Here is a 23701-nt window from a genome sequence, read left to right on the forward strand (position 1 = left end):
ATCGCCTCCCCTAATCCCAAACCATTCTGCCCAGGCCCATCAAGCCTAAAAGCTACCACTCCCACCAGAGGCAGGAATACGGAGGCAATATTTTTTTTCGTCTCCCCAACGGCGCTGGTTTAGCCAATGGGGGATTTGATCCGTCACCACTTGGGCGGGGCCTAGTTGACCCAATTGTCGGGCCCTTTGGTAGTGGAAACTGCATTGCAGGGCATGATCCAATTTCTGGGCCAATGTTTCCTTTCCGGCGATCGCCAAGGATAACCCATACAAAATGTAATGGGGTTGGGGGACTTGGGTTGGCACTAAGTAGAGATGACAATTACTGGGGATAAGCCCCAGATTAGCCAACGTTTGGGCGACAAATTCTTCCGTCAATTTTTCCCCCACCATGTCGCTGACCTGATCGCCACGGCCCACTAACGTTAGACAAGGAGTTTCGAAATACCAATGGGAAACCTGGAGGCGATCGCCAAGGCGGTAACGGTATAACCCCCCCAAAGTCGAAATTATTAATTCATAAATTGGTCCCCTTTTTAACTCCGATAAATCCAAAATAGTGCCATCGGGGGCAATGAATTCCAACACAACTTGATTCACCAAAGGTACAAATCCCTTGGCTTTGATCAGAGGAATAGTAATGGGAGCTTCGGTGGCTAATAATCCCTTACCCTGGATTAATACATTGGGAAAATAAGTTTGTAAAATCCGCGCTTGTTCGGCGGCAAATAGTTGATCCCAGCAGGAAATAAGTTTTAACATCGGCCACACCGCTGACCAATCAATCTCCTCTTTTTGCAAGACTTCACGTCTATTGCCATCAAGGCGATCGCCCAGGGCCATAATTAACCTTTGTCGATGCTGGGCCATGAATTCTAATTGTACGGTCAAAAATGTGGGACTCCAGAGGGAAATAATTTCCAAATCTGGGGTCGCCAATAAAGCTAAAGCTAGAACCCAACGAAAAGCTTCCCCATTGGGGAAATGGGCACCGACCCTAACCAAAAAACGTCGACTGAGCCACCGCAGAGGTCCCGTCAAATAATCGGTGTCGTCAATGCCAGCAGGGCGATCGCCAAGGGTGGGAGAAATACAAGCGTAGGTTTTACCCGTGCAAAAATTGGGACCATGGTGGAGCAAATCATAGGCCCAGACAGAGAACATAAAAGTAAAAGTACTGAGCAGACTACGGGTATAGGGAATGTGTTTATTTGCCCCGGCACTACCCGAAGTTTGTTGCCAAGAGAGAATTTTTTCAGGGGTAATAATGCCTTGTCGAGGCAATGCTTTTTGTTTTTCTAACCAGGGGGAAAAATTCCCATAATTAACCAAGGGAATGGCAGACCAAGGAGAATTTTGTTTAATACCGATAGATTGGCCGTAACTGGTGCGAGCTAAGCGCTTAATAAGCTTGGTTTTTAACTGCTCTTGCTCGACTTGGGGTTGGGCTAATGCGGCTTGAAAACGATTAAAGCTTGGCTGTAGTAGGTATCTACCAATAATTAAAAGAAAATCATCCATGGAAATTAGTTGGCCCACTAATTTTTTGATTGCCTAGTTTTATAACAACCAATCAAACACAATTGAGTAAATACTGAAATTATAGTTGGGTAAAAGTAAATATCAGCTAAAATTGGCTTATTAATCGCATTTTCTCCGTAATTCTGCGGATAAGTTTAGATAAATAATCATGAAGAATTGCTAAGAAGAGAGACTTTGTTCGGTAAACTGGTACCGAATCCTTTATTTTTCCAGTTCCTATGCAGCATCTGTATCTAGACTATGACCTCCACAGCGGTGCCCGATAAAATCCTTGTGGTTGACGACGACCATGCCATTCTTCTCCTAATTTCCCGTTTTCTCCAGAGCCATAATTACCAAGTGGAAACCGCTGACACTGCGGCGATCGCCAGGGAGAAATTTACTCGATTCAAACCGGATTTGGTGATTTTAGATGTTAATCTTCCCGACGGCAATGGTTTTAACCTCTGTCAGGAAATGCGTAGTGTGCGGACATTGGTGATGATGCTCACTTGTCTGAGGGATCGTAACCATATACTCGAAGGTTTTGAACAGGGGGCGGACGCCTACCTCACTAAGCCACTGGATTTGCCCGTGTTCCACGCCAAAATTAGGGCTTTGCTCAACCGTCACCTACCGGTGGTTGAATTCCCCGTGGCATCAACGTTTACCCAGGCCCTGATTACCATTGGTAACCTCACCATCAACGGCGATCGATGCGAAGTCACCCGTAAAGGTAACCTCGTTCCCCTGACCCTTTTGGAGTATCAACTGCTCTATTTTTTGGCTACCCACCCCGAAAAAGTCTGGAGCCGTCAGGAACTAATCACCTCCGTTTGGCAAAATCAGCTTGGGGAAACTGTTGAACGGAAAGTAGATGTACATATTGGGCAAATTCGTCGCAAAATTGGTAGCCCGGAAAATCAGTGTATTCGCACCATTCGCGGTAAGGGTTATGTTTTCCAACACGCCCCCACAGGACAAGATTGAACTCTTGCCTCAAAATCAGTGGGAAACCCAACCTTCGACCATTTTAATCACCGTTGTCAGCTAAAAATATTTTTCTGTCGATCGGATTCCAGCGAAAATTTTCGATTTCAGTAGCCCGGCAAAAATAGCGCTGCTGAGGAACATAACGATGGAATAAATCGCAGCGGGAATGGCCATCATGGGATTGTTTAAAAGGGTTGTGGCAATGGCGATCGCCAACGTGCCGTTTTGGATACCCACTTCAATGGTGATGGATTTTCGCTCTGCCAACCCCAGCCCGACTAGCATCGCAATGCCGTAGCCGAGGGCCATGGTTAGCAAATTTAGAGTGATAGTCACGCCCCCCACCTGCAGGAAAAATCCTGCCAAGTTTTGTCGCTCTTTTACTAGAATAGCAACGATAATAGTGCCGAGAAAAAATAGAGAAAGCCACTTAACATTTTGCTCAATTAATGTAGCTAATTTTGGGAAAAAGTGGTAAAAAATCATCCCCAAACTAACGGGGACAATGGTAATTACGGCAATTTGTAGAACAGTTTTTAAAAAGGGTAGTTGGAGAGCAAACTGTTCCCCCATAAAATAGTTGGCGGACAGGTTAACCACCAGGGGAATGGTAATGATGGTAACTAAACTACTAATGGCAGTTAAAGTAATGGAAAGGGCAACGTTTCCTTTGAGCAAATAGGTAATGACATTGGAAGTAGAGCCACCGGGACAGGCGGCTAGAATCATCACACCTACTGCTAATTCCGGGGATAAGGAGAATAACGATGCCAAGGCAAATCCCACCAGGGGCAACATCACCAATTGAGCGATTAAACCGATCACAACAGCTTTTGGTTCTAGCCAAATTCGGTTAAAGTCCTTAATAGTCAGACCAAGCCCCATGCCAAGCATAATCAAGAAAAGGGCTAGGGGCAAAAAAATTGTTGTTAAAAAATTGGACTCCATGGGAGCAGAATCTGAGTATTAATATAAAGAATATAAAGTTAGTAACGTCGGGGAAGCTACTCGCTAAGCTGAAGAAGTAAACCTGCTTCTCTTTGTTCCAACAACATAAAAAAATAAGAAAAAGTTAAAATAATAAAATTAAAAAAAGAAAGAATTTGATCCCCGAAACCCATCAATATCCCACCGTGGCTGTGATGTGCCCTAGGGCTTGGCCCAATTTCTGGTTATCTGTCATTGTCCTTACTGCTATCCGGAAAAAACTATCCCCTAATTCTGGAAAGCTGAGGCAATCACGGATTAAAATTTGAAATTTAGTTAATAGTTCCCGCTGAATGGTAGAACCGGGAATAGCAGTTTTAACCAGCAAAAAATTAGCCTGACTTGGTAAAGGCCATAGCCCCGGCAAAGTCGTTAGGTCTTGTTGCAAGGCTTGCCGGGTAGAGGGTAACCATTGCCAAACCTGTTGACGAAATTCTTCCGTCTGTAAACTGGCGATCGCCGCCGCTTCGGCCAAAACATTAACTGGCCAGGGATCTCGCCAAGCTTGCCATTGGGTCAAAAGATCTGGGTGGGCCAGGGCATAACCCAGGCGCAATCCGGGCAAACGGTAAAACTTTGTCAGAGAGCGGAGAATAATTAAATTAGGATGTGCCTCCAGGTGGGGTACCAAACTTTGCTCTTGCTCTGGGGGCAGAAAATCCATAAAAGCTTCGTCCAATAACACCCATTGATAGTGGGGCAGGAGAGCAAGAATTTCCTCTTTCGCCAGGAGGGCACCGGAGGGATTATGGGGATTATTGAGAATTAAACCCCGTCTTTGCCGCTGGGTAACAATGGCATCAGGGATATTAGGCGGCGATCGCAATTTTTGCCAAGGCCAGGGCTGATCAACCTGCCAGGGAATAGTTTCTAGTTTGGCTCCTGCTCCCCGCCAACTGCGGTCATAGTCTCCAAAAGCTGGGGTGATTACATAGGTACAGTCTAAATTCGCAAAGGTGCGCCCCGCTAATGTTAACAATTCCGCTGAACCGTTGCCCGGCAACACCCAATCCATCGGTAACTGATGATAATCGGCGATCGCCTGACGGAGGAGTGAATATTCGGGGTCAGGATAATGATGTAGGGCAGGTAAAGCCGACTCAATGGCGGCTAGGACAGAGGAGGGAGGCCCCAAAGGATTAATACTGGCGGAAAAATCTAGTAAAGAAAAAGCTGGACAGCCTGCCATCTGCGCTGCCCAACCCAAATTACCACCGTGGTGGGGTCGCTCAAACAAAGGTCAGTGGCAATTATTTTTTCTCAGGAGCAACTTTATCTTTGAACATTTTGCCTGCGGAGAAAGCTGGCACCTTAGTGGCTGGAATGAGCATTTTGTCCCCGGTTTTGGGGTTGCGGCCTTCCCGTTCCTTCCGTTCCCTGGCTTCAAAGGAACCAAAGCCCACCAGGGTCACTTTTTCCCCTTCGGCCACCACTTCCATGATGCAATCAATGGCGGCTGAAATTACCGCATCTACCTCCTTTTTAGTGATGCTTTCCCCCAGTTGCTCCTTTGCTTTGTCTGTGACCGCATGGACTAATTCGCCTTTATTCATCTGAAAAAATCTCCTTGAGAGTGAGTTTGTTGGAATAGACTCATTTTTTAGGCATTTTCTCCCCATAACAGGGTCATTGGGAGGATCCACAGCCTGGATCGACACAGAAATTTGGCATTAAAAATCCCTGAAATCCCCGCAGACTGGCTGTTTCACTGCCTTATTCTATGCACAAAGTGTGGAAGTAGGATCACTTTTCCCCACGAATTTTTGCAGTTTTTAGGGATTTTGTCACAATCCTTTACGAAAAATCGGGCTTTTATTCTCCCCAGTCTGCCCAGGGGTAAAAGTCACCCTAACTCAAAGGATGTAACCCCGTAAATTTTTTCCAGGGCGATGGGGGGAGCTTGCCCGGTGTACATTCGAGCGGTTTCAAAAACCATTTGCAGGGAATACTTAGCTGCTAGGGCGATCGCCCCTTGGTTAGGTTCAGGCACATCTAGGTAAATAACTGCTCCTGGTTCAGGATTTGCTTTGAGGGCCAAAAAGAGGGTTTCCGCCACCCCCGGAGTATCGGCAAACAGGGGACCAATTTTGTAACCTACCCGACAGGGCCGCACCACCCCGTAACCCCGTAAAATTCCATTTTCCCCATAGGCGATCGCCTGATGCCCCCGTTGATGACACCACGTTCGTAAAAATTCTTCCCTGGGGGCAGAAAAACATTGCCCGTCATAGGTCAGTACGTTTTTCCAAGCAATGGTATGCAGCGGGACTAAATGGGGAGACGGAGGAGCCTCCCCACCGGTAACACCCTGGTAACGAATGTTGCGGTAGGCCAGATGAAAACCGGATTTTTGATAATTGGCCTGTTGAGCCAAAACTCCGTCCAAACCGATATTGCAACCCTGTAGATAAGCCATAGCTTTTTGCCAAATTTGCCAACCGTAGCCCTGGCTTCGATACTCTGGTTTGACAATGTAAAAACCGATAAAACCAAATTCCTCGTTGTATTTCACCGCCGAAATAGTGGCAATGGGTTCTCCGTCCAATAAACCCAACAAAAATCCCTGGCGATCGCCTTGGTAAAAACAGTCCGCATCTTGACAACCGGGATTCCAACCCTCTGCGGCGGCCCAATCCAACGCTAAAGCAATCTCCGCTTCAGCCATAGTTCTGATTAAGTATTTCTGCTCAGCCATTGTATTTAGTCACTGTTAATTTCAACTAATTTCAACGTTTGTTGACTTGGTAAAGGGAATTGTAACTAATGGAGAAACCGCCCCAATGCTAGCATTAGCTTGGATTGTCCATAGATTTTAATCAATTGAAAACCTCGAATCTTAACAATCATTAACTTACTCACCCTGGGAGAAACTGCCGATGGTATCGATCGCCGAACGGAAAAAATTAGAACTGCCTCCCATTGCGGGCCAAGAAGCGGAAATATTAGCGGTGGCCAATGACAACAAGCCGGTATTTTTGGAGCAGACAAATTTACGGCTAGAAGATTTGCAATCAGCCTGTGCCTGTGCTTTGCATATGCATCAACCTACCATTCCCGCTGGGCAAGATGGGGCATTGATTTCCAATCTGCAGTATATGTTTGAGCACCCTGGGGAAGGGGATAACCACAATGCTGAACCCTTTGCCTGGTGCTACCGTCGGTTGGGGGAAATGATTCCCCGCTTGGTGGCGGAAGGTTGCAATCCCCGTATTATGTTGGACTACTCCGGCAACCTGCTCTGGGCCTTTCAGCAAATGGGCCGCAACGATATTCTAGATAACCTCAAACGGTTAGCCTGTGATGCCCAATATCAACCCTACGTGGAATGGTTGGGAACCATGTGGAGCCATGCGGTGGCCCCCTCCACCCCTATCCCAGATTTGAAGTTACACATATTGGCTTGGCAACAGCATTTTGCCGATATTTTTGGTGCCGAAGCTCTGCAACGGGTGAAGGGTTTCTCGCCCCCGGAAATGCATTTGCCCAACCATCCTGACACCTTATTTGAATATGTTAAAGCCCTAAAAGAATGCGGTTACCGTTGGTTAATGGTGCAAGAACATTCCGTGGAAAACCTCGATGGTAGCGGCCTTTCTGGTGATCAAAAATATATACCCAACCGTTTAGTGGCCCGTAATTCCCGGGGAGAAACAGTCAGCATTGTTGCCCTAATCAAAACCCAGGGTTCTGACACCAAATTGGTGGCCCAAATGCAACCCTATTACGAGGCTTTGGGCCGGGGTAAGCAGCCCGTGGGCAACCATCAAATTCCGGCCTGTGTGACCCAGATAGCCGACGGGGAAAATGGTGGGGTAATGATGAATGAATTTCCCCCTGCCTATGAACAAGCCACCCGCAAAATGGCAGAAAATGGAGGTAAGTCGGGCACAGTGGCCATTAATGGCACGGAATACTTAGAACTGCTGGAAGCGGCCGGCGTGCAGAAATCCGATTTTCCCCCTATTCAAGCCATCCAGCAACATAAAATTTGGCAACGGGTTAACCCCGAATCCCCCAGCCATGAACAGGTGGAAGCGGCGATCGCCGACCTCAAGGCCACCGACCATCAATTCACCATGGATGGAGCATCCTGGACCAATGATTTAAGTTGGGTACAGGGCTATGAAAATGTGCTCGAACCGATGAACCAACTCAGTGCTAAATTCCACCAAAAATTTGATCGCCTGGTGGCGGAAGATCCCAGGGTGACCCAGCGGGAGGATTATCAAAACGCCCTGCTGTACCTATTACTGGTGGAAACCAGTTGCTTCCGTTATTGGGGCCAAGGCACCTGGACGGAATATGCCCGGGAATTGTATCGTCGGGGGGAGGCTGCTTTAGCCTAATTTTTTCGATTAATGGGGGGTAATCCATCGGCCCTGGACAGGGTTGCAACAAGACCTGCGCCAATGTTCGAATCCCCCGGTAAATCCCTAGCTCCATTGCTCGCCATGGCCGATCGCCAATTACTGGAAGATGCCCTCCGTCGAATTTGGGGTTATGACCACTTTCGTTATCCCCAGAGAGAAGTAATTGATTGTCTATTGGCCGGGCAGGACTGCCTGGTGGTACTACCCACCGGAGGGGGAAAGTCCATTTGCTTTCAACTACCCGCATTACTAAGGGAGGGCCTAACCCTGGTGGTTTCGCCGTTGGTAGCCCTCATGGAAAACCAGGTGCAAAGTTTACGGAGGCACAATCTGCCCGCCGCCTGTCTCCATAGCCAACTGAGTCGCCCGGAAAGAAAACAGGTATTGCACCAGTTGGGCCAACAAAAACTAAAGCTTCTTTACCTTTCCCCGGAAACATTGCTGAGTGAGCCGGTCTGGAATTTACTCCGACAGCCCCAGGTAAAGTTACAGGGTTTAATGCTCGATGAAGCCCATTGCTTAGTGCAGTGGGGAGATAGTTTTCGCCCCGCCTACCGTCGTTTGGGAGCCCTGCGTCGAGGATTAGGGCAAAACAAAGGAGAAATTCCCCTGGCCGCCTTCACCGCCACAGCCGATCGTCAGCAACAGGATTTAATCATAGCGGGATTAAATTTACGATCGCCAAAATGTTTTCAGGTCAGCCCCTATCGCCCCCAACTGCAACTGAAAGTCAAAACTGTACTGAGTGAATATTGCCGACGGCAACAACTGCGGCGTTTTTTGCTCAAGCATCTCCAGGAAACTGGTTTAATCTATGTCCGTACCCGCACCAAGGCCATCAGCCTAGCCCAATGGTTGCAGGAAAGGGGGTTCGACACAGAGGCCTACCACGGCGGTTTAGGGGCTCACCAGCGGCGACAGTTAGAACAGAAATGGCTGACGGGCAAAATTGCTTCGGTGGTTTGTACGAACGCCTTTGGACTGGGCATAGACAAACCCGATACCCGTTGGATATTGCATTACCAAGCCCCCCTAATGTTGATGGATTATCTCCAGGAAGTGGGGCGGGCCGGTCGGGATTTACAACCAGCAGAATGCCTAGCCCTAATCAGTGAACCCACCGGTTGGTTAGACTCCGGCGATCACCAATTGCGTCAATATTTTCTGGCTCAGGCCAACAAACATCTCCAACGAGCACAAGTCTTGGGCAAGCAAATTCCCGTCCAAGGAAACTTAATAGCATTAAAACCCCATTTTCCCGACCTAGAAATGGCTTTGGCATGGCTTCATCGTCAGAGACGTTTGCACTGGCTGGATCCCTTTAACTACCACATTTCCTCTGGCAATAACCAGACAAATCCCCTAGAGGAACTTAAAAGTCAGTACCACCTTATGGAGCAATACCTAACCAGTGGCCGTTGCCGTTGGCAAACAATTTTGGCGGCTTTTGGTGATGATTCTCCAATGGCACAGCAACCCTGTGGCACTTGCGATAATTGTTTAGCCAAACGTCGATAGTTTAAACGAAATAAAGTTAAATAAATTTTGTAGAAAGAGCATTAATATAAAAAACTGTGAATTTTTGAGAATTTAGGGGAATTTCAAGCAAATAAGTGCTAGTATCAGTCCAATTTTGAATGGAAGACTAAATTAAATGGTTTTAGGTCAGGATAAATGCAATGCAACGGGCAAATTTTTCAGTCCTCAAAAACGAATAAGTCATCTTTCACTGATTTTTCTACCGATTATTTCTGTTCTTACAACGGGAGTTTTCGACTCTGTTGGTGCGGCTCCGTTCAATGGCTGTAATGGTTCTGATTGTGTACAACATAATTTACAGACCCAGACAGTTTGCATTCAAGTGGGAACAGAATCTGCTCCCAATGCACCGGTAGGGCCAGGGCCGGGCTGGGCAAAAGGACTAAATACGGAGATTGATCAAAGTATTCTGAAAGGTAATGTGGTTGCCTACAAAATACAGTGGTCTAGTGGATGGTCAGGGTGGTTTGTAACTGGGGTCAATGATTTGGATATAAAATTCAATACTGATTCGGGTAATATGCGGCGAATGTGGTCTTATTTCACGGATCACCGACACCTTTATATTCTCTGTAAACAGGCTTAAATTCGGGCAGTTATTCGTCTTTTCTCATTGCACCATGGTTAGTCGGCCCCCAGTAAGCATTATTATCCGCGCCTACCGATCTGAAAGCACCATTACCCTAGCTCTCCACAATGTGCCGAAACACACCTAAGACCACTAGCAGGTGGCCATGGGGCGGATTATCTGGAACCGCTGGGCCGATAGGACATTGACGACCCCAGGCTAAAACAAATTTTTATCGATGGTACTAGCCAGGGTAAAACAATCGCCAATTGCGTCAATATTTATTAGCCTAGGGCCAGCAGATATAGTTAATTTAATTGAGAGTAAGACACTTACCAGCGCTAAAAGCGTCATTGGTAAAGACCTTAGTCGTCTCAATCTTACTTTGATTGACTATATCTCCAACGGGCATAAACTTTGAGCAAACAAACCTCGCCCAAGGATATAGGTTCCAAGGGCGATATGTAACTCTCTGCCCTAGGCTAGGGCGGCAACTTTTGGCCAACGTCCCACGGTTTCACCAATGACGGCCAACTGAGCCATGGTCTCATCAAAACGATCAGGGGTCAGGGATTGGGGACCATCGGACATGGCTTTAGCTGGATTGGGGTGTACTTCAATCATCAGGGAATCGGTACCGGCGGCGATCGCCGCCATGGCCATGGAGGGCACATACTCGGACTTGCCAGTGCCGTGGCTGGGGTCAATCATGATGGGCAAATGGGTGAGGGAGCGCAGAACAGGCAACACCGACAAATCTAGGCAATTGCGAGTGTAATGGCTGTCAAAGGTGCGAATACCCCGTTCACAGAGAATTACATTAGGATTACCCGCCGCTAAAATGTATTCCGCCGCCATCAACCATTCATCAATGGTGGCTGCCATACCCCGCTTGAGCAGCACTGGCTTATCCTGGGCTCCTACCTTTTTCAACATGGAGAAGTTTTGCATATTGCGGGCTCCCACCTGGATTACGTCCGCCACTTCCGCAATAATTTCCAAATCCGCCGCATCCATCACTTCGGTGATAATGCCCAGCCCTGTGGCCTCCTTAGCTGCCGCCAATAAACCTAAAGCACTTTCCCCATGGCCTTGGAAAGCGTAGGGAGAAGTACGGGGTTTGAAGGCACCGCCCCGTAAAAACTGAGCCCCAGCGGCCTTAACCCGACGGGCCGTTTCCACAATCATAGTTTCGTTTTCCACTGAACAGGGTCCCGCTACCACCGCCACCGGATGGTTCCGGCCGATCGCCACTGGGCCTGCGGGGGTGGAGACAATTACTTCACTGTATTCCCCATGGCGGAAAGTCAAACTAGCCCGCTTGAATGGTTGCTCTACCCGCAACACATCTTCAATCCAGGGACTTACCTCTTGGATTTGCAATGGATCAAGTCCGGCTGTTTCCCCCACCAACCCCATCACAACTTTGTGCTTACCGACAATTTTTTCGGGGGTGAGGCCCCGTTCGGCAAACTCTTTACCAATGCGCTCAATTTCTATTTCTGGGGTGCCGACTTTCATGACGACGATCATGACAAACTTCCTCTTGCGATAGGGTGAAACGGGGTGGGATTAAAAGCTCAGCTAAAGGTTTTACAACAAGTACGGCCTTGAAAAGCTGAGCTAATGCTAATAATTTTAACGAAATTATTTTTACCGGTAGGATTAGCCAACGGTGGTTGGGCAATTGTTAACTTTGTTGACGAAAATTTACAAAAATTCACGAATATTAAGCATCATTCAATATTCAACGATCGCCATTGTCCTGGGCCGTTTGTTGGGCGTTGCGCCAGACGGCGATGGTACGACCGAGGTTGAGGCGAAATTCTGACCAGCCCCAGACACTGCCGGGTTCATCTTCCCAGGAGGTGGAGAAAATACCATAGCTAAGACCCACTACCCCCAGACCGAAGAACAGTAAGCTCACCGCAAACACCACATAGGTGGGGATCTCAAACCAGTCCCGGCTCACTACGAGGTAAAAAAGCACAAAGGACAACATCCCCAGCCCGGTGGGAATGCCGGAGAACAAGGCCATGCGTTTGACCATCCGCTGACTCACTACGGCGGGAATGCCACTGTCCGCTGAACGGCGGCTCTTTTTCTCTTTGGCGCCGCTGGTTTTATTGCTCGGTGCCGCCACTGAAGGGGGCTTTTTTTCAACCTTTTTCTTTTTGGATTTCCGCTCAAAAGGGAGGCGGTCTTGGTTGGTGGGGTCAGCCATGGAAAAAATAGAAAAACTTAACGACGGATACCGAGGCGTTTGATCAGGGCTTGGTAACGTTCTGGTTCCCGGGCATTGATGAAGCTCAATAAACGCTTACGACGACCAATCATTTTCAGCAGGCCCCGACGGGAAGCGTGGTCTTTGGGGTTAGCTTTGAGGTGCCCTGTGAGCTGGGTAATTCTTTCTGTCAAGAAGGCTACTTGCAGATCAGCGGACCCAGTATCAGTCTCATGGGCTTGATACTCGGTCATCAATTCTTGTTTACGGGTTTGGGTTAAGGACATAGTCTCTGTGGAAAAACCTAAGCTGTAGGATATTAGGCGATAAATTTCGTTGCAATCTCTTACTATATCACGTTTATCCAGGGTCTCCGTTTCCCCACTTTGGCGATCGCCAGGGAGGAAATTTCCCGCCAGTGCATAGGCCCTGGGCACCGTTGGAGGGGTAGGGTGGGTCAAACTCAAAACAGATAACTATGGGCCAAACTGAGCAGAAAGGTTAACTGCCCGGCCAGTAGCAACAGGTAAACAACAATGCGCCGCTGGAAAACGGAAAGCAATAGCCCGATGCTCTTGACGTCAATCATTGGTCCAAAAACCAAAAACGCCAACAAGGAACTGGTGGTAAAGGTGGAGACAAAGGAGAGGGCAAAAAATGAGTCCACCGTGGAGCAGACGGATACCACCACCGAGAGGAGCATCATGGCCAAAATGGAGCTAATGGTGCCCTGCCCCAGTAATAAAATCCATTCCCTGGGAATAAAAACCTGAATGACGGCGGCGATCAAGCTACCAAGGATGAGCATTCCCCCCAATTCCCGCAATTCCTGGACAATATTGTCGGTGAACATTTCCCAACGGCTGGGGGCAATGGGCGGTAATAGGGTTTCCACGGCCTGTTCGTCTAACCTCAGTAGTTGATTGCCGGTACCACTACCCAATAGAAAGGTGCCCGATTGTAAAAGGGGGGATTCACAGGCGATCGCCGTTGGAGCTTCTTCTGAACGGTTGAGGTAGGCTAGTCTACGGCCCAAAGCAGGTTTAAGCAGGGGCACGGCATCGAGCTGACGGCTAAATACCCAGCTGATGATAACGGTAATGATCAAGGAACAGACTACCCGGGCCACCACCATTCCCGGTTGATCTCGAAAAGCCACCCAGGTGGACCAAATGACAATGGGATTGATGGTCGGAGCGGCAAGGAGAAAGGCCACCGCCACGGAAGGGGGTAAACCTTGCATTAAAAATCTTCTGGCCACGGGCACATTGCCACACTCACAAACCGGAAACATAAACCCCACCAAGCTACCGGCGATCGCCCCGAGGAAAGGGTTACGGGGAATATAGGCAATTAGCTTTTTTTCATCGCTGAAGACTAACAGGGCGCTGGAGAGCACTACCCCAAAGGTGAGGAAGGGGATGGCCTCCACCAGCAAGCTCAAAAAAATAGTAAAGGCTTCGTGCAATTGGGTCATAGATTTAAGCAAAGCCAGGCAAAGTCAGCCCAGGGGACAAAGACTTCCTGAAGCTCACGGTGAGAGGAGCAAGAGACGATAATACCAAACTGCGATCTTTCCTAAGGTTGGTCGGGGGAACCTGGGGGCTCTGTCCCTCCGCCGCCATCACTGGAGTCAGCGGGAGCCAAAGGATTTTGGGATGGGGCTAATTGGGGATTTTCCACCTGCAATTTGATGGCCGCCAGCAACTGTTTCAGCCCCTCCTCCTCCGGATAAATTTTGGTCAACTTCTCCATTGGGGCGATCGCCCCCGCCAAATCTCCCATTTGTAAACGGGCCTCCACTAGACCCTGTAGGGCATTGGGGTTATTGGGTTCCCGCTCTAATACCTTTTCATATCCCCCGGCGATCGCCTCTAACTGCTCGATTTCCGCCGCCGTCGGTTGCTGGGGAGCCCCATCCGGTTGAGTTTGGACTTGGGTTTGATTGGCATCACCCCTCAAAACCGTCAGCATCGGCACCGTCATCATGCCCAGAAAAGCCAATCCTGAGGCAATAATGAACGTCTTTTGTAAAATCTTTTTGGTGGAAGCCATAAATAAGGGGAAAATTCCCAATAACAACAAAATTTAAGCTTTAGCTCCGCAAACTAGCCCTAATAATCCTTATCGCTAAATGGGAGGCAACGGATAATAGAAAAAATAACTATAAACCCCCCCAGCAAAGGCCAAGCCACAGATTAGGGCTAATAATAACAAGCTTTGCCCCATGCCCATGCCGAGATTCCGTAACTCAATCCGACCCAGAATAGCCGCCGCCAGTAGCAACAAAAATGAAGTGAAATAGTTAAACCACCGCAGGGCCACCACAAAAACAAAACACCAAAACACCATCGACACCATTGACCGTAATTCTGACTTAGCCCAATTACCCACCACATAGGTCATCAAAGTAATCGGGGTGGTCAAAGCTAAAGTGGTTAGGGTGATGATGAAGAGGGTAAAAATATGAATTAAGGCCAGAATCGTTCTCTGGTCTAGCTCAATCTGCCAACCCCTGAGATGTTCATGGAACATCATGCTCCAGGGCACACTAGCTTCAGCCAACCTCCAGCCAAAGGCAACATAGGTAACAATTACCAATGCAATGGACAAAAAAGGAATGGACTTGAGCCAGACCACAGGCAACTCCTCCCTAAAAAGAAGAAAACGAAGAGGGCATGGTCGGCCACAGAAAACCCACCGCCATCTTCGTTAACCTTTGCCCCAAAACCAATCAGGACATGAACTGAATAATGTAATCAAAGTAGGGAGCTGCCTCATTGGCATCCTCTGCACTCAGCAGTCCCAGCGCTGCATTCTTGAGAGCGGTCACCGCATCCACCATCCCTGGCACCGGCACATTCAAAGAGTTGTACATCTCTTTAACGCCGATTAAACCAGTGGTTTCAATGGGTTCCTTATTGCCCGCCAAAACACCGTAGGTGACCAAGCGTAAATACCAACCGTAATCACGCAGACACTGATTATATTGCCGCTGACCGTAGGCATTACCCCCGGGAGCACGGTATTCAGGGTGTTGCTTGAACAGTTGTTTTTGAGCTTGATCGACTATCTTTTTTTCATTTTCGGCCAAGGTCTCCGCAATGCGAATACGCTGGGCACCGGTGGTTAAAAACGCCTGGATCCCTTTCAATTCACCGCTAGTGGGGTAGCGGAGTTGATCGTCGGCTTGCAAAATAACTTGACTAACTACACTCATGATATCAACAAGAATTTCATATCATACTGTAGTTTAGCCTGAGTTGCCCCATACCGCCCCAGGCTAACTGTAGTCCTCCCTCGGCGGTATATTTGCCCAACGGTTAACTGTCTAGACCGCCACTGCTTGGGGGCTGGAGGCGAAAGCTGCCTTCAACACGTCTACTTTGTCGGTGTATTCCCAGGGTAAATCCAGGTCATTGCGGCCAAAATGGCCATAGGCGGCCACGTCTTGATAGAATCGTCCTCCCCTTTCTGCGGGTAGATTTTGCAGATTTAGGGCTTGGATGATGCCAGCCGGTCGCAGTTCAAAGTTTTCTAACACCACTTTGAGCAGTTTTTCTTCGTCCACTTTACCGGTGCCAAAGGTGTCAATTAAGACACTGACCGGGCGGGCAACCCCAATGGCGTAGCTGACCTGTACTTCACATTTATCAGCTAACCCAGCGGCGACAATGTTTTTGGCCACATAACGGGCGGCATAGGCAGCGGAACGATCTACTTTGGTGGGATCCTTACCGGAAAAAGCTCCTCCCCCATGGCGGGAGTAACCTCCGTAGGTGTCAACGATAATTTTCCGTCCGGTTAAACCGGCATCCCCTTGGGGGCCACCCACCACAAATTTGCCGGTGGGATTAACGATGAAGCGGGTTTTATCAGTGGGCTTGAGGTCAATGTCATTGAAGCAATGGCCCACTACCACTTCCCAAAGGTCAGCTTTGATTTTGGCTTGGACAGCGTCGTTATCGGTGATGTCACCAATGTGCTCGTCATGCTGGGTGGAGATGAGGATGGTGTCTACGGCTACGGGAAGACCATCTTCATACATGATGGACACCTGGGTTTTACCGTCCGGGCGCAGATAGCCCAATTGACCGGATTTACGTACTTCCGAGAGGCGGCGGGCCATGCGGTGGGCCAAACTGATGGGCAAAGGCATCAATTCGGGGGTTTCGTTGCAGGCATAACCGAACATCAAGCCTTGATCGCCAGCACCAATTTTATCTAGCTCGTCATCGCTGAGGGCATGGCGTTGTTCCTGGGCCGCTGTGACCCCTTGGGAAATGTCGGGGGATTGTTCATCGATCGCCAGCATGACAGCACAACTGTTGGCGGAGTAGCCATTATCGGCGTTGGTGTAACCAATTTCGGCAATTTTGTTGCGAATTAGTTCGACAAAGTTAATGTGGGCTTGGGAAGTAATTTCCCCCGTCACCAGGGTTAAACCCGTATTCACGACGCTTTCCGCCGCCACCCGACTTTTGGGATCTAGGGTTAAAAGGGCATCGAGAATGGTATCGGAAATTTGGTCACATACCTTATCGGGATGGCCTTCCGTCACCGACTCGGAAGTAAATAAATAACGCTTAGACAAAGTCTTCAGTCCTCGTACACGAAAAGGCTATTGGGCAAACAAGACCTTCAACAAAGCTTGTTAAGCTAAATTAACATTTCATCATACAGGCTGATTGAAAGTTTGGGTTTGTGGCTTCCGCCTTTAGTGGGTCACTGCAATGACTGACAAATCTAGCGATGGGGTTAGGTTCTGTTGAGCTTGGAGAGCTTTTGCTAATAATTCCGGCCCCGAACAGGAGAGTAAATGGGAATCACTCAGGGTGCGTCGCCAGAATTTAGCCCCCGGCTGACCGTTGAATAAGCTCAGTAAATGACGGGTAATTTGGTTAAGGCGATCGCCGTGTTGTAAACGCTCTTCCACATAAGGCAACATAAGTTCAATAATTTCTGCTCGGCTGGGCACCAAATTTGTTTTTTGGTAGATATCCCGGTCCACCGTGGCGAAAAGGTAAGGATTTTCGTAGGCGGCCCGGCCCACCATCACTGCATCCACACGGCTGAGATGTCGGCGAATTTGCTCAATTTGGGTAATGCCGCCATTGATTTCGATAAATAATTGGGGAAAGTCCTTTTTTAATTGATAAATATCTTCGTAACGTAGGGGGGGAATGGTGCGATTTTCCTTGGGACTAAGACCCTGGAGCCAAGCTTTACGGGCGTGGACGGTGAATCTTTGACAACCGGCGTTGGCCACAATTTCGACAAAATGCACTAAATCTTCATAACTGTCCTGGTTATCAATGCCAATGCGATGTTTAACGGTGACGGGAATTTCCACCGCCCTTTGCATCACTTGCACACATTGGGCCACCAAACCCGGTTGAGCCATTAAACAGGCTCCAAAATTGCCGCTTTGCACCCGATCGCTGGGACAACCCACGTTTAAATTGATTTCGTCATAGCCCCAATCCTGGCCAATGCGGGCACATTCCGCTAGTAGTCGGGGATCATCGCCTCCCAATTGCAACGCTACGGGTTTTTCCTCTGGGCTAAAATCCAATAACCTATGGCGATCGCCGTGGAGGATGGCCTGGGCAGTAATCATTTCGGTGTACAGCAGAATGTAGCGGGTTAACTGCCGTAGAAAATAACGAAAATGGCGATCGGTGTGATCCATCATCGGGGCCACACTGAGGGGATTAACGGCAAAATCAGGGAAAACTTTTGTCATTCAGGGCAATACTTACGTTAAATCGGTCTCTATTCCAACTTCATCCACCAATGCCGGCAGATCCAGAGTGGCATAAATTTCTGCTAAGGGAATTTCTAGGTTAAGGGCCTCAATGTCGGCGATCGCCTCCAGGCCCTCATAGGACTTCAGCAACCAAAAATTCTGGGGAGTACGCTGGAAACACTCCACCAAATATTTTTGGGCATTGACCAAAATGTAAGCCTGTAAGCTAGGCAAAGTGCGGTAGTCCTGAAACTTTTGGCCCCGGTCAAAGCCTTCCGTGGATTCTGACAAAACCTCAATAATCACCCTGGGATATTGAGCTATAGAGGAATTGACATCATCATTGTCTTCGCAAGCAACAACAACATCTGGGTAGTAGTAACGTCTCTGATTTAAAAGCATCACCCTGATGTCCGCCATAAATACCTGACAATTATTCCCCATCAATCGGGAGCGCAAAGCTAAAGCTAAATTAAGAGAAATTATGTTGTGGGCCTTGGTTGACCCGGCCATGGCGTAAATCTGGCCATCTATGTATTCATGCCTAACATCACTGCGGCTTTCCAGCTCTAGGTAATCTTCAGGGGAAAAGTATTCATTGGAGGAGAGAGCAATCATAGATCCTGAATATCCTGCAAAGTTTGCGGAACCTGTTTGTCCCCATTCTATTGCGCTACTCCCTTTCGTTAAATATCTTTACGATCGCCATTGGCCAGCCATGGGGAGCTAGAATACAGGCCGGATAACCCCATTTACCCTTTCCCAAAGCCAGAGTACCCTGGGGGGAAGCGAACAAATAGCGGGCCGAAAAGCCGAAAGAATCGGTAAAATGGCAGAGTTAGCACTTTCGCTTGTAAACCCAACATTACCTACAAACTTCAACAAAAAACACCTGTGGCCGATAAAAGAAGACCCCAACGCGACTTACCTCAAATCAACGAAAGAATACGTTTCCCAGAAATACGAGTCATTGACAGTGACGGTGCCCAGTTGGGGATCATTACCCCCAATGAAGCCATGGAAATCGCCGATGAGCGGGGGCTCGACCTTGTGTTAGTGAGTGAAACCGCCGATCCGCCCGTGTGCCGGATTATGGACTACGGCAAATATAAATTTGAGCAGGAGAAGAAAGCTCGGGAAGCTAAGAAAAAACAGCATACCGCCGATGTTAAGGAAGTAAAAATGCGGTACAAAATCGATGAACACGATTATCAAGTGCGTATTAGCCAGGCAAAACGATTCCTCAAAGCGGGGGATAAAGTTAAAGCAACGGTGAACTTCCGGGGCCGGGAAATTCAGCACGCCCATTTGGCCAAGGAATTACTGGACCGTATGGCGACGGATTTGGCCACTGAAGCGGACATTCAGCAGGCCCCCAAACGGGAAGGCCGCAATATGATGATGTTCCTTTCCCCAAAAAAGGTCTAGCCATACTTGAGTAGTGAAACCGGGCTATTGAAATAGTTTAAACAGTAGTTTTTTTAATCCCCTCAGATTTTCCTGGGGGATTTTTTGTGTAGCTGTTGCAAAACCGTTAATCTTGTCCCCATCCAACCCAAGTTTTCTGCCCCTGTCCTAGAATGGGGAAGTCAGCAAAGCCCCACTGGTGGAGGAAAAGGTCTTGGACGAACTACGCTCAGCGTTGGAGTTGGCGACGGAGGATGAACTGACCCAACTAACGCAAATTCTCTTTTGTAGAAAATTTAATCCTTTGGATTATCTGCAAACCCCTCTGCCGGTGGAGGTGCAAAGCTTGGATCGTCCCCTCTGGGAAAGTTCCTTAGAAGAAAGATTCCGCTACCTGGCCGCCGATGGTCTAACCGTATTGCGGGGCAAGGCTAAACGGTTCAGCTATCGGGATACTTTAATTCGGGTTTGTCAATTCCTCAAGGTGCCCTACGCTCAGCAGATGACCACCTTAGATTTGGAAACGGATATTTTTCTCCACTTGGTCAACCAGGCTTGGCAAAAGTTGCCCCCGACGGAGCAGAGCAATTTAACCCGCAAAATTCAACAATCTTTGATTAACTCCCCCTTGCCGGAACCCCTGCCTCTGCAAATTCAACACAATCCGGTCAATGTTATTCTCAAGGGCGGCGGGGCGATCGCCGTTAGCTCGGTGCTGAGACCCTTACTGTTAGGACGGATTTTACAACAGGTGACGCTACACATTGCCCAATATCAAGTGGCTAAATCGGTGCTGGTGAAGGGGGGGCTAAATGCGGCCACCCAGTTACAAAATCAACTGGCTTTGCAAACGGCTAAGCAGGGGGTCTTGATGGGAACAGCCCGTTATGGGGCGGTGCGGACAATTTTTTCGGTGTTGGGGCCGGCCCTGTGGGGATTATTCCTGGCGGATCTGGGTTGGCGGGCGATCGCCACTAACTATGGCCGCATCATTCCAGTAATTTTTACCCTGGCTCAAATTCGTTTAACGAGGGAAACCTGCTGGCAACTGGCCTAGTTTGGGGAAGGAAAAATAACGAAAAACTAGGAACGGCGGCGGGATTTAGACTCCCCTCGGCTGGGGTGCTTTTTTTGCCTGAGCCTTTTTTTGAGCCAACTACCGCCCCAATCGCTCACACTATGGGCCATGGCCCCTGCTTCTAAGCCAACAAAAATTGTTAGTAGCTCCCAACGGTGGTGCCCCAGCCATTGTCCCAGGACCAACCAGTCAATCCTCTGTAAATCGAGCTTTTGCAACAGTATCAGCACCGTGCCTACACCCGCTGAAACCAGTATTAGCCAGCTGCCTAGATAAAATAAGCGCAAAACAGTACCGATTAAAAAGCCGTGGGAAAGGGGCGATCGATGCCGAATCAAGCGACGATAGGGAAGCCAAATCCACCTCAGCCAGCCCCAACGTTTATATTGACAGGAATGGATATCCAAATCCGGACCAAACATCAGCCCACTAAACCCAAAGGCGATCGCCATTAGCAGGGTCAGTCGGGCGCTACTGGTGCAAATAAAAGTTATAGCCATGACTCCGGGAGTCGCCCCCAGGGTAATGCGGTCATGGGTTTTACCTGCGGGCATAGGACAAGGGGCTGAGAAATTATAAAAGAAGGAAAATTTTGCCGACGGCGATCGAGAAAAACGATAACCTATGATATAGTGATTAAGCGCGAGTAAAGGGCGATTAGCTCAGTTGGTAGAGCGCCTGCCTTACAAGCAGGATGTCGGCGGTTCGAGCCCGTCATCGCCCATATAGTCACTTTTTGTCCTATCTGACTGCTATTGCTTCCAAAGGGCGGGGTTTTGCAGTGCTACTGGTCTGCCTGGGCAAGTTTTTGGCGGCCATAGTAACGGTTGTTGTAGTAGCGCCCATAGTAGTAACCATAACCGCCGGAGGTAGAAGTGATGGCATTGGCCACAATTCCGATGACGTTGAGATCAGCCAAGGCTAATTCCCGGAAAGCTTCCTTGAGGCTATCCTTACGGGTTTTGTTGAGACGCACTACTACCACCAGCCCATCGGTTTGATCTGCAATGAGACGGGAATCGGTTAGACCCAAAATAGGAGGGGTATCAATCAAAATTAAATCGAAAGTCTCTTTCCATTGGTTCATTTTGACGACAAAATTTTGGGAAGCGGAGACTAACTGCTCCGGGGTCATGGTGTCGTCTTGGACTTTGAAGTAGAACAAGTTCTTGCCCAAAAGCTCCGGCAAATCATCGTTTTGACCATTGGAATCCCCCGCCAAGCTGTCGAGCACCCCATTGCCATCCGGGGAAGCATTGTCGCCCCCAAAGCCAGTAATTTTAGCTAACTTTAACCAAGCTTGCTTTTGGGGGAAATAGCGATCGCCATCCACCAGCAGGACTTTTTGTCCCAACTTAGCGGCGGCCTGGGCTAAGAAGAAAGAAGTCGTCGATTTGCCGTCACCGGACTCAGCGGAGGTGACCACAAAGGAATGGCACTGGCGTTTGCGCTTGAGGAAAAACAGATTGGAGTAGAGCCTGGCATAGGACTCCTGCATGGCCTCATTGGGTAAAGGTGACCCATACTTAATGCTAGCTCGCAGTTCCTTTTCCAAGGGGATATAGCCCAGAATGGTGTGACTATAGCTAGACCTTAAGTCTTCAACGCTATGATGTCTGGGGTCTAGTTTATCTAACAACAGTGCGGCGGCGCATCCAGCTAATAGTCCCAGCAGAGTGGAGAAGAGTATGTCCCTGGGGAGGGTATCAATTGGTTGATTGGGCAGAGTAATATTAGAGATCAACCGCCAGGGAACGTAGTTCTTCGTGATCTCTATTTCTAAAGCCTGTCTAGTTGCAGTCAACTGGTCTAGTCCACTCTTCTGTCGATCAAATTCTTGCTTGATGGTCGCATACTGACCAGAAATGGTTGTTATCCTTTCCAATTGTTGCCTTAGCTCTGTTTCTGCTCGAATTAATTCTTGTAGCTCCAGATTCATTACTTCGAGCTCTACGCCAACATTCGCCAGTTCACCTAAAGCCGCCGCCTTGGGGCCGCCTACATCAGTTGAATTAAGCACCTCATCAAGGCTTCTTCTGCCGATGGAACCAGGCGCCCCGCGATCAATCTCGGCTTGGATTAACTGTAGAATACTTGCTTTTTCCTCTTGCAACTGTTGAACTTGGATACTTTCAGGAGTGTAGATGGTCAGGGACTGTACCAGTTTCAAATTTATCTCATTTAAACTGTTGACTAAACCAGCGTAGACTGGTGATTGACCCAAGGAACTTAGGGCAAAAGCCTGGTCATTCCCAACACCGGTTTTCTGTTCTAGAGCTTCTTTTCTAGCGTTCAGTTGTTGTATTTTTAGCTGTAGATTCCTTCTTTGATCGACTATGGTATTTAGTCTGGAGCTAGCATTTTCCCCTGCACTCTCCGGATTGAAGATGTTATTTTCCCTTTGAAGCCTTAAAAGTTGAGACTGAAGAGACCTTACCCTCTCTTCAAATTCTGGTAAACGTTCATTGACAAACCGAAGCCGTTCATTGTCCTGGAAGTCTCTTTGCTCTGCTGCATAGTTGATGTAGGTGTTAGCCAGTTTCTTCAACACGGCCTGAACCCTTTCCCGGTTTTTGTCCCGGTAAGATACGACTATTATGTCAGCATCTGGCATTTTGGTAATGGACAAGTTGGACAATACTTGCTGGTAGCTTAGTCTTTCCGCATTTATGGATGATGGATCTTCATTTTCTATATCATCCCAGACTTGGGAAAGGAGAGTATTACTCTTGAGTAACTCGATCTGAGTGGCAAAATAATTTTGATTATTCTGGCGCCCACCGAGCAACCCACTGGGTTGGATTGCAGTGAGGGGATTTAATCCTTCCACTGGTGGAGGGGTGACCAGTAATCGAAAACTGGACTCGAATATTTCCGGTTTGTCGATTTCCCTTCTAAAATTAAACCCTCCAACAACCAGAGCGACTAGAATGATAACCCACCATCTTCTCCGTAATATTCCCGTCAAGCCAGCGAGGGAAAGAGATTCGGTTTCTTCAGCACCGTATGCTCCGACTAGTGGAGGGGGGGGACTGCCTTGGGGCAATTCTGGGTAACTGTAGGTCATCTTTTTTAGGAATAGCTATAGACGGGGGTGACCAAGGAAATTGGCCATGGTTTAGTACCTAGTATTAGTGGGGGGAGGAGTTTCATTTATCTAGGTCAATGTTACCTTTATTTCCGACGACTGTGCAGGGTGGACTTAGCATGAATTTGTATGGCTCTAGGGGAAGGACTTGCCTTACATCTCCCTAGTTCCTCCGGC

At 48.4% G+C, this 23701-nt stretch carries 23 protein-coding genes and 1 tRNA gene; 7 read left to right on the top strand and 17 right to left on the bottom strand.

Annotated elements, in window-relative coordinates; translation table 11 throughout:
• Window positions 1-45 precede the first annotated feature (45 nt).
• The gene (locus D082_RS09505) at window positions 46-1521 is read right to left on the bottom strand and encodes a GH3 auxin-responsive promoter family protein (RefSeq protein ID WP_081857697.1); all 1476 of its coding nucleotides are present in this window, start codon (window positions 1519-1521) and stop codon (window positions 46-48) included.
• 261 nt (window positions 1522-1782) lie between these two features.
• On the opposite strand from D082_RS09505, the gene D082_RS09510 reads away from it, so the two are divergent.
• A complete protein-coding gene (locus D082_RS09510) occupies window positions 1783-2511 on the top strand; it encodes a response regulator transcription factor (RefSeq protein ID WP_028947895.1) in 729 nt (242 codons plus the stop codon).
• A 60-nt stretch (window positions 2512-2571) separates the two neighbouring features.
• Here D082_RS09510 and D082_RS09515 read toward each other — a convergent pair whose 3' ends face one another.
• From D082_RS09515 to D082_RS09530, 4 genes are all read right to left on the bottom strand, one after another.
• Complete coding sequence (locus tag D082_RS09515; RefSeq protein WP_028947894.1) at window positions 2572-3462, bottom strand: bile acid:sodium symporter family protein; 891 nt, start codon at window positions 3460-3462, stop codon at window positions 2572-2574.
• A gap of 172 nt (window positions 3463-3634) precedes the next feature.
• Window positions 3635-4738 carry a threonine-phosphate decarboxylase CobD gene (cobD, locus tag D082_RS09520; protein WP_028947893.1) on the bottom strand — a complete coding sequence of 368 codons (1104 nt, stop codon included), beginning with the start codon at window positions 4736-4738 and terminating at the stop codon, window positions 3635-3637.
• Between the two features lie 13 nt (window positions 4739-4751).
• Window positions 4752-5054, bottom strand: a complete 303-nt coding sequence (locus D082_RS09525) for an HU family DNA-binding protein (protein ID WP_014407089.1) — start codon at window positions 5052-5054, stop codon at window positions 4752-4754.
• A gap of 290 nt (window positions 5055-5344) precedes the next feature.
• The gene (locus D082_RS09530) at window positions 5345-6196 is read right to left on the bottom strand and encodes a GNAT family N-acetyltransferase (RefSeq protein WP_028947892.1); all 852 of its coding nucleotides are present in this window, start codon (window positions 6194-6196) and stop codon (window positions 5345-5347) included.
• Window positions 6197-6377: 181 nt separating this feature from the next.
• Here D082_RS09530 and D082_RS09535 point away from each other — a divergent pair, with 181 nt between their 5' ends.
• The 3 genes from D082_RS09535 to D082_RS09545 all read left to right on the top strand — a co-directional run bounded on the left by D082_RS09535 (window position 6378) and on the right by D082_RS09545 (window position 9996).
• Window positions 6378-7847, top strand: coding sequence for a hypothetical protein (locus tag D082_RS09535; RefSeq protein ID WP_028947891.1), 1470 nt, complete (start codon window positions 6378-6380; stop codon window positions 7845-7847).
• Between the two features lie 105 nt (window positions 7848-7952).
• The gene (locus D082_RS09540) at window positions 7953-9389 is read left to right on the top strand and encodes an ATP-dependent DNA helicase RecQ (RefSeq protein ID WP_028947890.1); all 1437 of its coding nucleotides are present in this window, start codon (window positions 7953-7955) and stop codon (window positions 9387-9389) included.
• A 136-nt stretch (window positions 9390-9525) separates the two neighbouring features.
• Complete coding sequence (locus D082_RS09545) at window positions 9526-9996, top strand: hypothetical protein (protein ID WP_081857633.1); 471 nt, start codon at window positions 9526-9528, stop codon at window positions 9994-9996.
• Window positions 9997-10455: 459 nt separating this feature from the next.
• Here the strand turns inward: D082_RS09545 and aroF are convergent, their stop codons facing one another.
• The 10 genes from aroF to D082_RS09600 form a co-directional block, all read right to left on the bottom strand.
• Window positions 10456-11511, bottom strand: a complete 1056-nt coding sequence (aroF, locus tag D082_RS09555; RefSeq protein ID WP_028947887.1) for a 3-deoxy-7-phosphoheptulonate synthase — start codon at window positions 11509-11511, stop codon at window positions 10456-10458.
• Between the two features lie 214 nt (window positions 11512-11725).
• The gene (locus D082_RS09560) at window positions 11726-12202 is read right to left on the bottom strand and encodes a PAM68 family protein (RefSeq protein ID WP_028947886.1); all 477 of its coding nucleotides are present in this window, start codon (window positions 12200-12202) and stop codon (window positions 11726-11728) included.
• A gap of 17 nt (window positions 12203-12219) precedes the next feature.
• Window positions 12220-12489, bottom strand: coding sequence for a 30S ribosomal protein S15 (gene rpsO, locus D082_RS09565; protein WP_028947885.1), 270 nt, complete (start codon window positions 12487-12489; stop codon window positions 12220-12222).
• Window positions 12490-12665: 176 nt separating this feature from the next.
• Window positions 12666-13679: a permease gene (locus tag D082_RS09570; protein ID WP_028947884.1), complete on the bottom strand. Its 1014-nt coding sequence runs from the start codon at window positions 13677-13679 to the stop codon at window positions 12666-12668.
• 101 nt (window positions 13680-13780) lie between these two features.
• Window positions 13781-14257 carry a M48 family metallopeptidase gene (locus D082_RS09575; protein ID WP_028947883.1) on the bottom strand — a complete coding sequence of 159 codons (477 nt, stop codon included), beginning with the start codon at window positions 14255-14257 and terminating at the stop codon, window positions 13781-13783.
• A 75-nt stretch (window positions 14258-14332) separates the two neighbouring features.
• Window positions 14333-14842 (bottom strand): hypothetical protein, encoded by a 510-nt coding sequence (locus D082_RS09580; RefSeq protein WP_081857634.1) that lies wholly within the window; start codon window positions 14840-14842, stop codon window positions 14333-14335.
• A gap of 94 nt (window positions 14843-14936) precedes the next feature.
• Window positions 14937-15422, bottom strand: a complete 486-nt coding sequence (apcD, locus tag D082_RS09585) for an allophycocyanin subunit alpha-B (RefSeq protein WP_028947882.1) — start codon at window positions 15420-15422, stop codon at window positions 14937-14939.
• A 111-nt stretch (window positions 15423-15533) separates the two neighbouring features.
• Window positions 15534-16796 (bottom strand): methionine adenosyltransferase, encoded by a 1263-nt coding sequence (gene metK / locus D082_RS09590; RefSeq protein WP_028947881.1) that lies wholly within the window; start codon window positions 16794-16796, stop codon window positions 15534-15536.
• Between the two features lie 123 nt (window positions 16797-16919).
• Window positions 16920-17948 carry a tRNA dihydrouridine(20/20a) synthase DusA gene (dusA, locus tag D082_RS09595; RefSeq protein ID WP_028947880.1) on the bottom strand — a complete coding sequence of 343 codons (1029 nt, stop codon included), beginning with the start codon at window positions 17946-17948 and terminating at the stop codon, window positions 16920-16922.
• Window positions 17949-17960: 12 nt separating this feature from the next.
• Window positions 17961-18569 (bottom strand): Uma2 family endonuclease, encoded by a 609-nt coding sequence (locus D082_RS09600; protein ID WP_028947879.1) that lies wholly within the window; start codon window positions 18567-18569, stop codon window positions 17961-17963.
• A gap of 276 nt (window positions 18570-18845) precedes the next feature.
• Here D082_RS09600 and infC point away from each other — a divergent pair, with 276 nt between their 5' ends.
• Both infC and D082_RS09610 read left to right on the top strand, forming a co-directional pair.
• On the top strand, window positions 18846-19379 hold the full coding sequence (gene infC, locus D082_RS09605) for a translation initiation factor IF-3 (protein ID WP_028947878.1): 534 nt from the start codon (window positions 18846-18848) through the stop codon (window positions 19377-19379).
• Window positions 19380-19557: 178 nt separating this feature from the next.
• Window positions 19558-20415: a YaaW family protein gene (locus D082_RS09610; protein WP_028947877.1), complete on the top strand. Its 858-nt coding sequence runs from the start codon at window positions 19558-19560 to the stop codon at window positions 20413-20415.
• A gap of 26 nt (window positions 20416-20441) precedes the next feature.
• Here the strand turns inward: D082_RS09610 and D082_RS09615 are convergent, their stop codons facing one another.
• Window positions 20442-20990, bottom strand: coding sequence for a metal-binding protein (locus D082_RS09615; RefSeq protein ID WP_028947876.1), 549 nt, complete (start codon window positions 20988-20990; stop codon window positions 20442-20444).
• Between the two features lie 97 nt (window positions 20991-21087).
• Here D082_RS09615 and D082_RS09620 point away from each other — a divergent pair.
• Window positions 21088-21160, top strand: a tRNA-Val gene (locus tag D082_RS09620).
• A gap of 60 nt (window positions 21161-21220) precedes the next feature.
• On the opposite strand, the gene D082_RS09625 is transcribed toward D082_RS09620, so the two are convergent.
• Entirely contained in the window at window positions 21221-23503 is a 2283-nt protein-coding gene (locus D082_RS09625) for an exopolysaccharide transport family protein (protein WP_028947875.1), read from the bottom strand.
• Between the last annotated feature and the right edge of the window lie 198 nt (window positions 23504-23701).

This window comes from Synechocystis sp. PCC 6714, assembly GCF_000478825.2.
Classification (GTDB): Bacteria; Cyanobacteriota; Cyanobacteriia; order Cyanobacteriales; family Microcystaceae; genus Synechocystis.